This is a genomic window from Pseudomonas prosekii, from assembly GCF_900105155.1.
GTDB classification, from domain to species: Bacteria; Pseudomonadota; Gammaproteobacteria; order Pseudomonadales; family Pseudomonadaceae; genus Aquipseudomonas; species Aquipseudomonas prosekii.
Window position 1 is genome coordinate 764,184 of sequence record NZ_LT629762.1, and the last position, 14,076, is coordinate 778,259.

Annotated in this window: 9 protein-coding genes; 6 read left to right on the forward strand and 3 right to left on the reverse strand. The window is 60.2% G+C overall.

Annotated elements, in window-relative coordinates:
* The first annotated feature begins 165 nt into the window (after nucleotides 1-165).
* The 4 genes from xdhA (at nucleotide 166) to guaD (ending at nucleotide 6,305) form a co-directional block, all read left to right on the forward strand.
* Nucleotides 166-1,620, forward strand: a complete 1,455-nt coding sequence (gene xdhA / locus BLU01_RS03495) for a xanthine dehydrogenase small subunit (protein ID WP_092270879.1) — start codon at nucleotides 166-168, stop codon at nucleotides 1,618-1,620.
* Nucleotides 1,613-4,012 (forward strand): xanthine dehydrogenase molybdopterin binding subunit, encoded by a 2,400-nt coding sequence (xdhB, locus tag BLU01_RS03500; RefSeq protein ID WP_092270882.1) that lies wholly within the window; start codon nucleotides 1,613-1,615, stop codon nucleotides 4,010-4,012. The genes xdhA and xdhB overlap by 8 nt, the downstream gene beginning before the upstream one ends.
* Nucleotides 4,013-4,130: 118 nt before the next feature.
* Nucleotides 4,131-4,976, forward strand: a complete 846-nt coding sequence (xdhC, locus tag BLU01_RS03505) for a xanthine dehydrogenase accessory protein XdhC (protein ID WP_092270885.1) — start codon at nucleotides 4,131-4,133, stop codon at nucleotides 4,974-4,976.
* 24 nt (nucleotides 4,977-5,000) lie between these two features.
* Nucleotides 5,001-6,305 (forward strand): guanine deaminase, encoded by a 1,305-nt coding sequence (guaD, locus tag BLU01_RS03510; protein WP_092270888.1) that lies wholly within the window; start codon nucleotides 5,001-5,003, stop codon nucleotides 6,303-6,305.
* 273 nt (nucleotides 6,306-6,578) lie between these two features.
* Here the strand turns inward: guaD and BLU01_RS03515 are convergent, their stop codons facing one another.
* The gene (locus tag BLU01_RS03515) at nucleotides 6,579-7,343 is read right to left on the reverse strand and encodes a GntR family transcriptional regulator (RefSeq protein WP_092270891.1); all 765 of its coding nucleotides are present in this window, start codon (nucleotides 7,341-7,343) and stop codon (nucleotides 6,579-6,581) included.
* Between the two features lie 390 nt (nucleotides 7,344-7,733).
* Between BLU01_RS03515 and BLU01_RS03520 the strand changes: the two genes are divergently transcribed.
* Complete coding sequence (locus BLU01_RS03520) at nucleotides 7,734-8,927, forward strand: benzoate/H(+) symporter BenE family transporter (protein WP_092270894.1); 1,194 nt, start codon at nucleotides 7,734-7,736, stop codon at nucleotides 8,925-8,927.
* 133 nt (nucleotides 8,928-9,060) lie between these two features.
* On the opposite strand, the gene BLU01_RS03525 is transcribed toward BLU01_RS03520, so the two are convergent.
* On the reverse strand, nucleotides 9,061-9,405 hold the full coding sequence (locus tag BLU01_RS03525) for a YggL family protein (protein ID WP_092270897.1): 345 nt from the start codon (nucleotides 9,403-9,405) through the stop codon (nucleotides 9,061-9,063).
* Nucleotides 9,406-9,639: 234 nt separating this feature from the next.
* On the opposite strand from BLU01_RS03525, the gene dacB reads away from it, so the two are divergent.
* Nucleotides 9,640-11,100: a D-alanyl-D-alanine carboxypeptidase/D-alanyl-D-alanine endopeptidase gene (gene dacB / locus BLU01_RS03530; protein ID WP_092270900.1), complete on the forward strand. Its 1,461-nt coding sequence runs from the start codon at nucleotides 9,640-9,642 to the stop codon at nucleotides 11,098-11,100.
* Nucleotides 11,101-11,569: 469 nt separating this feature from the next.
* On the opposite strand, the gene BLU01_RS03535 is transcribed toward dacB, so the two are convergent.
* A complete protein-coding gene (locus BLU01_RS03535; RefSeq protein WP_092270903.1) occupies nucleotides 11,570-13,966 on the reverse strand; it encodes a sensor domain-containing diguanylate cyclase in 2,397 nt (798 codons plus the stop codon).
* Nucleotides 13,967-14,076 lie beyond the last annotated feature (110 nt).

Sequence of the window (14,076 nt, forward strand, 5' to 3'; positions counted from 1 at the left end):
CAAAAAGCAAGCTGACACGTGAGGGTCAATACTAATGAAACGCGCTGTTGATCGAGAAAAGCTGATTTCCTGACCTTTAAGTCAGAAAACCATTGACCGAAAAGTCAGACCTGATAAATTCGGCTCACATCGGTTAACAACAATAATGAGTCTGCGAGGCCATCCGTGATCCAGTTTTTACTCAACCAGGAACTCCGTAGCGAGCACGCCCTGGACCCGAACCTGACCGTGCTCAATTACCTGCGCGACCACGTCGGCAAACCCGGCACCAAAGAAGGCTGCGCCAGCGGCGACTGCGGCGCGTGCACCGTGGTAGTCGGCGAGCTGCAAACGGATGACGATGGCCGCGAACACATTCGCTATCGCAGCCTCAACTCGTGCCTGACGTTCGTTTCGTCACTGCACGGCAAACAACTGATCAGCGTCGAAGACCTCAAGCACCAAGGCCAGTTGCACAGCGTGCAACAAGCCATGGTCGAGTGCCACGGCTCGCAATGCGGCTTCTGCACGCCGGGCTTCGTGATGTCGTTGTTCGCGCTACAGAAGAACAGCGACGCGCCGGACTCGCACAAGGCCCACGAAGCGCTGGCCGGCAACCTCTGCCGCTGCACCGGCTATCGGCCGATTCTCGAAGCCGCGCAGCAATCGTGCTGCGGCAAGCAACCCGACCAGTTCGATGCGCGCGAGGCCGACACCATCGCCCGCCTCAAAGCCATCGCCCCAACCGACATCGGCGAGCTCAACAGTGGCGACAAACGTTGCCTGGTGCCGCTGACCGTGGCCGATCTGGCCGACCTCTACGACGCTTATCCGCAAGCCCGCCTGCTGGCCGGCGGCACCGACCTGGCGCTGGAAGTCACGCAATTCCATCGCACCTTGCCGGTGATGATCTACGTCGGCAACGTGGCCGAAATGAAGCGCATCGAGCGTTTCGACGATCGCCTGGAAATCGGCGCCGCCACCGCCCTCTCCGATTGCTACGAAGCACTGAAAGCGGAATACCCGGACTTCGGCGAACTGCTGCAACGCTTCGCTTCGTTGCAGATTCGCAACCAAGGCACCTTGGGCGGCAACATCGGCAACGCCTCGCCCATCGGCGACTCGCCGCCGCTGCTGATCGCCTTGGGCGCGCAGATTGTGCTGTGCAAGGGCGAAACCCGCCGCACCCTGGCGCTGGAAGATTACTTCATCGATTACCGGGTTACCGCGCGTCAGGAAAGCGAGTTCATCGAAAAGATCATCGTGCCCCGCGCCAGCGCCGAACAACTGTTCCGCGCCTATAAAGTGTCGAAGCGTCTGGACGACGACATTTCCGCAGTCTGCGCCGCGTTCAATCTGCGCTTTGAAAACGGTGTGATCGCCGACGCCCGCGTGGCATTCGGCGGCATGGCGGCGATCCCGAAACGCGCGAAAAACTGCGAAACCGCGCTGCTCGGTGCGCCGTTCAACCACGCCACCATCGAACGTGCCTGCGCCGCGCTGGCGGAAGATTTCACCCCGCTCTCGGATTTCCGCGCGAGCAAGGAATATCGCCTGCTCAGCGCGCAAAACCTGCTGCGCAAATACTTCATCGAACTGCAAACACCGCACATCGAGACTCGGGTGACCGCTTATGTCTAATCATCACGCTGTAGAGAAGACCCAAGCCGAACTGGCTGAACTGTTCGCCCAGGACCTGACCACCGGCGTCGGCCGCAGCGTCAAGCACGACAGCGCCGCCAAGCACGTGTCCGGTGAAGCGCAGTACATCGACGACCGCCTGGAATTTCCGAACCAGTTGCACGTTTATGCGCGCCTGTCGGACCGCGCCCACGCGAAAATCATCAGCATCGACACCGCGCCGTGCTACGCATTCGAAGGCGTGCGCATCGCCATCACTCACGAAGACGTGCCGGGCCTGAAAGACATCGGCCCGCTGCTGCCGGGCGACCCATTGCTGGCCATCGACACCGTGGAATTCGTCGGCCAACCGGTAGTTGCGGTGGCGGCGAAGGACCTGGAAACCGCGCGCAAAGCGGCGATGGCCGCGATCATCGAATACGAAGATCTCGAGCCCGTTCTGGACGTGGTTGAAGCCTTGCGAAAACGCCACTTCGTGCTCGACAGCCACACTCACCAGCGCGGCGATTCCGCCGGTGCCTTGGCGACTGCAGAGCATCGCATCCAGGGCACGCTGCACATCGGCGGCCAGGAACACTTTTATCTGGAGACGCAAATCTCCTCGGTGATGCCGACCGAAGATGGCGGGATGATCGTTTACTGCTCGACGCAAAACCCCACCGAAGTGCAGAAACTGGTCGCCGAAGTGCTGGACGTGTCGATGAACAAAATCGTCGTCGACATGCGGCGCATGGGCGGTGGTTTCGGCGGCAAGGAAACTCAAGCAGCCAGCCCGGCGTGCCTGTGCGCAGTGATCGCGCACCTCACCGGTCAGCCGACCAAGATGCGCCTGCCGCGCGTCGAAGACATGCTGATGACCGGCAAGCGTCACCCGTTTTACGTCGAATATGACGTTGGCTTCGACAGCACCGGTCGCCTGCACGGCATCGCGCTGGAACTGGCCGGCAACTGCGGTTGTTCGCCGGATTTGTCGGCGTCGATTGTCGACCGGGCGATGTTCCACGCCGACAACTCGTACTACCTCGGCGACGCGACCATCAACGGCCACCGCTGCAAAACCAACACTGCGTCGAACACCGCTTACCGTGGTTTCGGCGGCCCGCAAGGGATGGTGGCGATTGAAGAAGTGATGGACGCGATTGCCCGTCATCTGGCCCTCGATCCGCTGGCGGTGCGCAAGGCCAACTACTACGGCAAAACCGAGCGCAACGTCACGCATTACTACCAGACCGTCGAGCACAACATGCTCGAAGAAATGACCGCCGAACTCGAAGAAAGCAGCCAGTACGCCGAGCGTCGCGAAGCGATTCGCCGCTACAACGCCAACAGCCCGATTCTGAAAAAAGGCCTGGCGCTGACCCCGGTCAAATTCGGCATTTCGTTCACCGCGAGTTTCCTCAATCAGGCCGGCGCGCTGATCCACGTTTACACCGACGGCAGCATTCACTTGAACCACGGCGGCACCGAAATGGGCCAGGGTTTGAACACCAAAGTCGCGCAAGTCGTGGCCGAAGTGTTCCAGGTGGAAATGGACCGCGTGCAGATCACCGCGACCAACACCGACAAAGTGCCGAACACCTCGCCAACCGCTGCTTCCAGCGGCGCCGACCTGAACGGTAAAGCCGCGCAGAACGCTGCGGAAATCATCAAGAGACGCCTGGTGGAATTCGCCGCGCGGCAATACAAGGTCAGCGAAGAAGACGTCGAATTCCACAACGGTCACGTGCGGGTTCGCGATCACATTCTGACGTTTGAAGCGCTGATCCAGCAGGCGTATTTCGCGCAGGTTTCGTTGTCGAGCACCGGGTTCTACAAGACCCCGAAAATCTTTTACGACCGCAGTCAGGCGCGGGGTCGGCCGTTCTATTACTACGCGTTCGGCGCGGCGTGCTGTGAAGTGATCGTCGACACCTTGACCGGCGAATACAAAATGCTGCGCACCGACATTCTTCACGACGTCGGCGCTTCGCTGAATCCGTCGATCGATATCGGTCAGGTTGAAGGTGGTTTCATCCAGGGCATGGGGTGGCTGACCATGGAAGAACTGGTGTGGAACAACAAGGGCAAACTGATGACCAACGGCCCGGCGAGCTACAAGATCCCGGCCGTCGCTGACATGCCGCTGGACCTGCGAGTGAAGCTGGTGGAAAACCGCAAGAACCCGGAAGACACGGTGTTCCATTCCAAGGCTGTGGGTGAGCCGCCGTTCATGCTCGGGATTGCTTCGTGGTGCGCGATCAAGGATGCCGTGGCGAGTTTGGGTGACTACAAACATCAGCCGAATATCGATGCGCCGGCGACGCCGGAGCGGGTGTTGTGGGGCTGCGAGCAGATGCGCCAGTTGAAAGCGGCGAAGGCTGTCGAAACCGACGTTGAGTTGGCTTCGCTCTGATACCGAGGCGCGGCCATCGCGAGCAGGCTCACTCCCACAGGGGAATGCATTCCAAATGTGGGAGTGAGCCCTGCTCGCGATGACGGACTGACAGACACCACAGATGTCGAGGTGAAACATGTACAACTGGATCGACGCCCTCGCCGACTTGCAATCCCAAGGCGAACCCTGCGTGTTGGTGACCATCATCGAAGAGCTCGGCTCGACGCCGCGCAATGCCGGTTCGAAAATGGTCATCAGCGCCAAACAGAGTTTCGACACCATCGGTGGCGGGCATCTGGAATACAAAGCCATGCAGATCAGCCGCGAAATACTCGCCAGCGGCAAACAGGATACGCATCTGGAGCGCTTCAGCCTGGGCGCCAGTCTGGGCCAGTGCTGCGGCGGCGTAACCGTGTTGCTGTTCGAACCGATGGGCCAGGTCCAGGCGCAAATCGCCGTGTTCGGCGCCGGGCATGTCGGCCGCGCGCTGGTGCCGTTGCTCGCCAGCCTGCCCTGCCGCGTGCGCTGGATCGACTCGCGCGACGCCGAGTTCCCCGACCAGATCCCCCACGGCGTGCGTAAAATCGTCGCCGAAGAACCGCTCGATGAAATCGACGATTTGCCCGTGGGCAGCTATTGCATCGTCATGACCCACAATCACCAGCTCGACCTCGAACTCACCGCCGCGATCCTCAAGCGCAACGACTTCGCCTACTTCGGCCTGATCGGCTCGAAGACCAAACGCGTCAAGTTTGAACATCGTTTGCGCGACCGCGGTTTCGACAGCGCCGTGCTGCAACGCATGCGCTGCCCGATGGGCATTGGCGAAGTCAAAGGCAAGTTGCCTGTGGAAATCGCCGTCTCCATCGCCGGCGAAATCATCGCCACCTATAACGCGAACTTCGGCCAGCAAACTGCCAGCGCCGGATCATCGATTGCCAAACTGCTGCCTGCTTCACGCCGCAGCCAAGCTTCTAATTGATAAGCCCAGACACTGAGAACCGACATGCCTCTGACTCGCAAAGCCTACCGTGCCGCCATCCTGCACAGCATCGCCGACCCCGCCGAAGTGGGGATCGAAGCCTCGTATGAGTATTTCGAAGACGGCCTGCTGGTGGTCGATAACGGCCAGATCAGCGCCCTCGGCCACGCCTGCGATTTACTGCCGACGCTGCCGGCCGATATCGAGATCACTCATTATCAGGATGCGCTGATCACGCCAGGCTTCATCGACACGCACATTCACTTCCCGCAAACCGGCATGGTCGGCGCCTACGGCGAGCAGTTGCTCGACTGGCTCAACACTTACACCTTCCCGTGCGAAAGCCAGTTCGGCGACAAGGCCCACGCCGATGAAGTCGCGGATATTTTCGTCAAGGAACTGCTGCGCAACGGCAACACCACCGCGCTGGTATTCGGCAGCGTGCACCCGCAATCGGTGAACTCTTTTTTTGAAGTCGCCGAGCAACTTGACCTGCGGATGATCGCCGGCAAGGTGATGATGGACCGCAACGCGCCGGACTACCTGACCGACACCGCTGAATCGAGCTATGTCGAGAGCAAAGCGCTGATTGAGCGCTGGCACGGCAAGGGCCGTTTGCACTACGCGGTGACCCCACGTTTCGCCCCGACCAGCACCCCGGAACAACTGACCCTCGCCGGTCAATTGCTCGGCGAATACCCTGATCTGTACATGCAGACGCACATCAGCGAAAACCTGCAGGAAGTCGAGTGGGTCAAGGAGCTGTTCCCCCAGCGTAAGGGTTACCTCGACGTCTACGACCATTACCAACTGCTCGGCGAGCGCTCGGTGTTCGCCCACGGCGTGCATTTGTGTGATGACGAGTGTGCGCGACTGGCGGAGACCGGCTCGGCGATCGCTTTTTGCCCGACGTCGAACCTGTTTCTCGGCAGCGGTTTGTTCAACTTGCCGATGGCCGAGAAGCACAAGGTCAATGTCGGCCTGGGCACGGACGTTGGCGGCGGCACCAGTTTCTCGCTGCTGCAAACCCTGAACGAAGCGTACAAAGTCATGCAACTGCAAGGCGCGCGGTTGAGCCCGTTCAAATCGCTGTACCTGGCGACCCTCGGCGGCGCGCGTGCGCTGCGTCTGGAAGAGAAAATCGGCACGTTGCAGCCGGGCACTGACGCGGACTTCCTGGTCTTGGATTACAACGCCACACCGCTGCTGAGCTATCGCTTGAAGCAGTCGAAAGACATCGCCGAAACGTTGTTTGTGTTGATGACGCTGGGCGATGACCGGACGGTGCTGCAGACCTATGCGGCGGGGAATCAAGTGCACCAGCGCTGAGTTATTCCCCGACCTGGAGCGTGGGAACGATCTGAAGGTTTTTCCGGGCATAAAAAAATCCCCCGTCGCTCTTAGAGCCTGGGGGATTTTTATTGCCTGTCAGATCGCTATCGCGAGCAAGCTCGCTCCCACATTTGATCGGTGTCGTACACAAATCCCCTGTAGCAGTGAGCCTGCTCGCGATCAGCGGGATCGCGCCTGCAAATGAACTGTGTCGCTCACAAATCCCTGTGGGAGCCGAGCTTGCTCGCGATGGCCGCGACTCGGTCTGCGTTAGAGCTTGGCAGCCGAACGCCCAGGCTTTTTGGTCTGCAACAAATGCGAGAACACTGCGTGCAAATCATCCGACGCGCTTTCTTCGTCGAGGTTGAGTTTGCTGTCGATGTGGTCCATGTGATGCATCATCAAATCCACCGCCAGACCACCGTTGCGCGCTTCAATCGCGTCGATCAACTGCGTGTGCTCGTCATACGAACAATGCGAGCGGTTGCCGCTTTCGTATTGGGCGATGATCAGCGAGGTCTGCGACACCAGGCTGCGCTGGAAGCTGATCAGCGGCGCGTTCTTCGCAGCTTCGGCGAGTTTCAAATGGAACTCACCCGATAGCCGGATACCGGCGCCGCGATCGCCACGCGAGAAGCTGTCGCGCTCGTCGTTGACCATCTGCCGCAGCTCGGCAATCTGCTCGGCGGTGGCGTGCTGTACGGCCAGTTCGGTGATCGCGCGCTCGACCAGACGCCGGGCGAGGAACACCTGACGCGCCTCTTCGACGCTCGGGCTGGCGACCACGGCGCCACGGTTCGGCCGCAGCAATACCACGCCTTCATGCGCCAGTCGCGATAACGCGCGGCGAATGATGGTGCGGCTGACCCCGAAAATTTCCCCCAGCGCTTCTTCGCTCAACTTGGTGCCGGGCGCCAGACGCTGTTCGAGGATGGCCTCGAAGATATGCGCGTAGACAATATCGTCCTGGGTACCGCTGCGGCCGGCTTTGCCTGCTCGCGGTTGTTTCTTGAGGGGCTGCAACTGTTCGTTCATGGGCACTCGAGTCGGGAGAACTGCGGCGAATAGACCGTGACTGTAATACGGCACAGTGGGTCGCTGGCAAGTATCGCGTAAAAAACACCGCGATTGTACACAATGGATGGTGGCAACACGACTGTATGGCTGATTGCGGCCACGGCTGTATTGCAACGGTCCGTTACATTTGAGTTTAGGCTTGAACGCAGAATCCGCGCGTCTACCCCGATCCCTGTAGCAGCTGGCGAAGCCTGCGTTCGGCTGCGAAGCAGTCGTAAACCCTGTGCTCGCGGTTTACCTGATACACCGCGCTGCCTGATTTCACGACTGCTGCGCAGCCGAACGCAGGCTTCGCCAGCTGCTACAAAGGGCGCGGGCATCTCCACTAGAACAAGGAACACCGCTGTCATGAACGACGTCACGCACACTCGCCTGCGCCCATTTGCCGACACTTCGCCGTCGGCCATTGTCGCCGGGTTCATCGCGATGATGACTGGCTACACCAGTTCGCTGGTGCTGATGTTCCAGGCCGGGCAAGCGGCGGGCCTGAGCAGTGGGCAGATTTCTTCGTGGATCTGGGCGATCTCGATTGGCATGGCGGTGTGCTCGATCGGCTTGTCGTTGCGTTATCGCACGCCCATCACCATTGCCTGGTCGACGCCCGGCGCCGCGTTGCTGATCACCAGCCTCGGGGGCGTGAGTTATGGCGAAGCCATCGGCGCCTACATTACCTGCGCGGTGCTGGTGACGATTTGTGGTTTGACCGGCAGCTTTGAGCGCCTGATGAAAAAGATCCCGGCATCACTGGCGGCCGCCCTGCTCGCCGGGATTCTGTTCAAGATCGGCAGCGAGATTTTTGTCGCGGCGCAGCATCGCACGACGTTGGTACTGGCGATGTTCTTCACTTATCTGCTGGTCAAACGCCTGTCGCCGCGTTATGCGGTGCTCGCCGCACTGTTGATCGGCACGGCGTTGTCGGGGTTTATGGGGTTGCTGGATTTAAGCGCTTTTCATCTGGAAGTGGCGACGCCGGTGTGGACCACGCCGCACTTTTCCTTCGCCGCGACCATCAGCATCGGCATCCCGCTGTTTGTGGTGGCGATGACCTCGCAAAACATGCCCGGCATCGCTGTGTTGCGCGCCGACGGCTATAACGTGCCCGCCTCGCCGCTGATCACCACGACCGGGATTGCCTCGCTGCTGCTGGCGCCGTTCGGCTCGCACGGCATCAACCTGGCGGCGATCAGCGCGGCGATCTGCACTGGGCCGCACGCCCATGAGGATCGCAACAAGCGTTACACCGCGGCGGTCTGGTGCGGAATTTTCTACGGCATCGCCGGGGTGTTCGGCGCGACGTTGGCGGCGCTGTTCGCAGCGTTGCCAAAGGAATTGGTGCTGTCGATTGCCGCGCTGGCGCTGTTTGCCTCGATCATGAATGGTTTGAGCATTGCCATGAATGAGGCGAAGGAACGTGAAGCGGCGCTGATTACGTTTATGGTCACCGCGTCGGGGCTGACGCTGTTTTCCATCGGCTCGGCGTTTTGGGGGATTGTCGCGGGGGTTTTGACGTTGCTGATTTTGAATTGGCGCACGGCCCCGTAGGAGCAAGGCTTGCCCGCGATGGCGATCTCAGGTGCGCCATCGCGGGCAAGCCTTGCTCCCACAGCAATCCGGCGCCCCCTAATCGCAGGCAAAAAAAAACGGCGACCCGTGGGTCGCCGTTTCTTTTATGACATCAAGCTACCGGATTGATCGGCTTTTCCGGGTACCAGACGTCGAGCAGCGGGCTGACAGTGACTTCAGTCAGTTCGCTGCGGCCCTTGAGCCAGGCTTCAACAGCAGCGCGCTGCTCTTCGGACACCGAGCCACGCTTCTGCAGGCAAACCAGACCGAAGTCATCGCCGCCAACATAACCCAGACCGTTGGCTTCCATAGCTTCTTTCAGGAAAGCGTTGAGGAAAGCATCAATGGCTTCATCAGCCAAATCTTCTTTGAAATCCAGGTTCAGTTCGAAACCCAGCTCTTGAAATTCATCGACGCACAGTTTTTTGCGCAGACGCTGGGAACGGTTAGTCGCCATTGGAACAATCCTCATAAGTAATAACGGGCGGCACTTTAGCAGTTTAAGGCGCCAATTACCCGCTCCACGGTAGTGGCCAGGCTACCGTCGGTAAAAAAATAGCCAATCAGGGGGGTTGCGCACGGCACAAGGTGCGTCACCTTGGGGCATAATGCCGACACTTTCATGACCACTGAGGGATTTTATCTTCATGCCCTCGCCTTTTTTCCCCTCGCCTGCAGGGTTTTACTTCATATGATCAAATCTTTGCGTCCACTGTTTTTTGCCAGTCTTCTTCTGCCCCTGGCGCTCCCGGTTTCTGCCGCCCCGATCAATACCGCACTGTCTCCCAATGTTGAAAAAGCCCTCAAGGCCAGCAAATTGCAGGACAACGCCCTGTCGCTGGTGATGATTCCGCTCAACGGCCCGGGCACGCCGACGATTTTCAACGCGGACGTTTCGGTCAACCCGGCATCGACCATGAAACTGGTCACCACTTACGCCGCGCTGGAAATGCTTGGCCCCAACCATCAGTGGAAAACCGAGTTTTACACCGACGGCACGCTCAGCGGCGGCATTCTCAACGGCAACCTCTACCTCAAGGGTGGCGGCGATCCGAAGCTGAACATGGAAAAACTCTGGCTGCTGATGCGCGACCTGCGCGCCAACGGCGTAACGCAGATTACTGGCGATCTGGTGCTGGATCGCGGCTTCTTCATGCAACCGCAATTGCCGCAATTCAATGACGACGGTAATGACGAGAACAAGCCGTTCCTGGTCAAACCCGATTCGCTGATGGTCAACCTCAAAGCCCTGCGTTTTGTTGCGCGCAACGACAACGGCAAAGTGCTGGTGTCGGTGGAGCCGCCGATTGCCAGCGTGCGCATCGACAATCAGGTCAAGGCGATCACCTCCAAACAATGCACCGGCGGCGTGCGCTACAACCCGGTGACCCAACCGGATGGCAGCGTCAACGTGACGGTGGGCGGGCAGTTGGGAGAAGGCTGCAGTTCGCAGACTTACCTGTCGCTGCTCGATCACGCGACTTACACCGCGGGCGCCGTGCGGGCGATCTGGAAAGAACTGGGCGGCAGCATTCAGGGCCGCGACCGTTTGGCGCCGACGCCGAAAGACGCAAAAGTGTTGGCGCGGGCGTTTTCGCCGGATCTGGCGGAAATCATTCGTGACATCAACAAGTACAGCAACAACACCATGGCGCAGCAGCTGTTTTTGAGCCTCGGCCAGCGCTTCCGCAATGACGCCGACGGTGACGATGCCAAGGCTGCTCAGCGTGTGGTCCGTCAATGGCTGGCGCAGAAAGGCATCACCGCGCCGCACCTGGTGATGGAGAACGGCTCCGGCCTGTCCCGCGCCGAACGCGTCAGCGCACGTGAAATGGCCGGCATGCTGCAAGCCGCGTGGCGCAGCCCATATGCCGCCGAGTTCATCAGCTCGATGCCGATCGCCGGCACCGACGGCACCATGCGCAAACGCCTGAAAACCACGGCAATGCGCGGCGAAGCGCACATCAAGACCGGCACCCTGAACACCGTCCGCGCGATCTCCGGCTACAGCCGCGATGTCAACGGCAACACCTGGGCGGTGGTGGCTATCCTCAACGACAAAGCCCCGTTTGGCGCGTCGTCGGTACTGGACCAAGTGCTGCTTGATCTGTATCGCCAGCCAAAAGTACCAGCCACGGCTTCGGTGCTGTAAAGCACACAAATCCTGTTGGGGCTGAGCTTGCTCGCGATGGCGGTGTGGCAGTCGACTTAAATGTTGGCTGATACACCGCTATCGCGAGCAAGCTCGGCTCCCACAGGGATGTGGGTTGAGCACAAATTCTCTGCCCCACCACAAATCCCTGCACCTGCGGTGAACACAAATTCCCCGACCAACCACAAATCCCTGTAGGAGTTGAGCTTGCTCGCGATGGCGGTGGGTCAGTTGATTAATTTGTTGGCTGACTTACCGCTTTCGCGAGCAAGCTCAGCTCCTACAGGGTTGTGGGTTGAACACGATTTCCCTGACCAACCACAAATCCCTGTGGGAGCCGAGCTTGCTCGCGATGGCGGTGGGTCAGTCGACTTGAATGGTGGCTGACACACCGCTTTCGCGAGCAAGCTCGGCTCCCACAGGGGATTTGGGTTGGGGCATAAAATCTGGGGAGTTACCGAGGCTTGGGTCAGCCTGGCTGTGCTTCTACCCGGTCGCGGCCCGCTTGTTTTGCGGCGTATACCCCGGAATCGGCGCGCAGCAGCAATGAATCGGCGCCTTCGCCGGCGCGCCAACTGGCGATGCCGAAACTCGCGGTGACGGTGCCGACGCCGTCAATCGGCGAGCTGCGCAACGCCTGCCACAGCTGCAATGCCAGCACATGCGCGTGTTCGCCGTCGATGTCCGGGCACAGCACCATGAACTCTTCGCCGCCCAAACGGCAGAACACATCAGTGCGGCGCAGGCGATGGCCGATGCGTTCGCAGACCGCTTGCAACACTCGGTCGCCGACGGCGTGGCCATGCTGGTCGTTGATGCGTTTGAAATGGTCAATATCGAGCATGATCACCGACAACTCGCCGCCGCCGCGCTCGACCCGGGCCATTTCGGTGGTCAGGCGTTCCTGGAAATAGCGCCGATTGTGAATGCCGGTCAGCGAATCGGTGACCGACAGCGCGCGCAATTCTTCTTCCACCCGCTTCAGATCGGAAATGTCGGAAATATAGCCATGCCACAGCACGCCGCCGCCGGGCAATTCTTCCGGGGTGGCCTCGCCGCGCACCCAGCGCAAACCACGCTGCGGCAGTTGCACGCGATATTCCTCGCGCCACGGACTGACGGTTTGCGCCGAGGCGCGGATCGACGCGCGCACGCGGCTTGAGTCCTGCGGATGAATCCGCGAGAAAATCGCCTCGGCATTCAACAGCAACACATCCGGATCGAGCTCATAGATCTCGCGGATGCCATCACTCGCATAAATCACGCTGAAGCGCCCGTCGAACTCCATTTTGAATTGATAGATGCCGCCCGGCACATGCGCGCTGAGTTTCTTCAGCAGCAGATCTCGCGCCGCCAAGGCTTCGTAGACACGCTTGCGCTCGGTGATGTCGATGCAGATCGCCAAGTGCCCGACCCACAGCCCCTGCTCGTCCAGCACCGGCGTCGCCAGCATGTTTACCGCCAGATGACTGCCATCCTTGCGCACCAGCGTCCATTCGCGCGCCTGATGACCGCCCTCCTCGCCGCCCTCGACCAGCATCGCCTGGCAGGTCGGAATCAGCTTGCCGTAACGCGCGCTCAATTCCGCCGAACGCGCGACCAGCTCACGGGGAAAGTGCAGGCTCTCCAGGGTCATGTGCCCGACCACTTCGGCCGCTGCATAACCGAGCATCTGCTCGGCGCCGGCATTGAAGGTGCTGATGACGCCGCGCAGATCGGTAGCGATGATCGCCACTTGCGTCGCCGCGTTGAGCACCCCGCGCAACTGGCCATGCGTGCCGCGCAATTCCTCCTCACGGGCGCGAAGTTCCTCGGTGCGCTGCTCGACCAGGGTCAGCGCGCGTTGCCGCTGACTGACCAACACGTACAGCAGCGCACTGAGCAACACACTGAGCAAACCGCCAAGCACCACCAGGCTGGTGACCGACGAATGATTCGCCTGCAAAAATGCCTCGCTGGGCTGAATATCCACTTGGTAATCGTGATCGGCCATGCGCAGCAGACGACTGGCGAACAAACTGCTTTCGGCCGGGGTGTTCGAAGATTCGTACAACACCTCGTGCTGATCGTCGGTCGACAAGTCGAGAATGCGCACCGTCAGATAGTCATAACCGGCGTCCGGCAGCCCCTCGGCGAGCAACTGGCGCATGCTGATCACCGCCATCACATAGCCGAATGGCTGAGTCGAACCGACCGGGTTTTGCTCACGCTGCACCGGCGCCACCAGCAGCACGCCGCGCGCATAGGCCGGTTCAACGCTGACCAGATGCATCGGTTGCGACACCGCCATGCGCCCCGACTGGGCTGCGCGTTCGAGGGTCGCGCGGCGCAAGGGTTGCGCGAGCAAATCGTAGCCGAGCGGCGAACCGAGCCGACTCAGCGTCTGGCTGTACAGCACCGCCACGTATTCATCGCGGTCGCCGGCCAGTTGCAGTTCGCCCGATGCCTTCAATTCACGAATGGAAAAGTCGGCAAAACCCTGGCCACGCACTTCGCGCTCAAACGCTGGGCGCTCTTCGCGGCTGACGCGCTCGGCAAACGAGTACGCTTGGGTGCGATGCAACAAGGGTTCGGTGTAGCCGTCGAATTCGGCGCGGGACACCGATCCGGAATTGGCAAAGAACCGGCGCAGCCCGTCGAGGCGCTGCTCCTGATCTTCGAAACGTTCTTCGATACGGCTGTAACGCTCACTGGCCAGCAGTTGGAAGCGTTGCCGCAATTGATGGTGAAACAGATTCAGCGTGCCCCACGCCAGCAATCCCGTGAGAATCCCGCCAGCGAGCAATACCAGCGACGCGACCAGCCAGGCCGAGACATCTTCGCTGATAAAACCCAGGATCTTGGGGCGCACGGCGTGCAACGACATAGAACACAACTCAAAACGCCTGGTGCCGGAAAAGCCCATTGGCCGTGGTTGAGTTATAGCTATTAGCCACTAATTTGGCTAGCTCGGCGAGGAGCCAAGAGCCTTTGAAA

What these genes read in the sequence shown, in the direction of transcription:
- xdhB (WP_092270882.1), top strand. Translation starts at nt 1,613, where the DNA reads ATGTCTAATCATCACGCTGTAGAGAAGACCCAAGCCGAACTGGCTGAA.
- xdhC (WP_092270885.1), top strand. Translation starts at nt 4,131, where the DNA reads ATGTACAACTGGATCGACGCCCTCGCCGACTTGCAATCCCAAGGCGAA.
- guaD (WP_092270888.1), top strand. Translation starts at nt 5,001, where the DNA reads ATGCCTCTGACTCGCAAAGCCTACCGTGCCGCCATCCTGCACAGCATC.
- BLU01_RS03515 (WP_092270891.1), bottom strand. Translation starts at nt 7,343, where the DNA reads ATGAACGAACAGTTGCAGCCCCTCAAGAAACAACCGCGAGCAGGCAAA.
- BLU01_RS03520 (WP_092270894.1), top strand. Translation starts at nt 7,734, where the DNA reads ATGAACGACGTCACGCACACTCGCCTGCGCCCATTTGCCGACACTTCG.
- BLU01_RS03525 (WP_092270897.1), bottom strand. Translation starts at nt 9,405, where the DNA reads ATGGCGACTAACCGTTCCCAGCGTCTGCGCAAAAAACTGTGCGTCGAT.
- dacB (WP_092270900.1), top strand. Translation starts at nt 9,640, where the DNA reads ATGATCAAATCTTTGCGTCCACTGTTTTTTGCCAGTCTTCTTCTGCCC.
- BLU01_RS03535 (WP_092270903.1), bottom strand. Translation starts at nt 13,966, where the DNA reads ATGTCGTTGCACGCCGTGCGCCCCAAGATCCTGGGTTTTATCAGCGAA.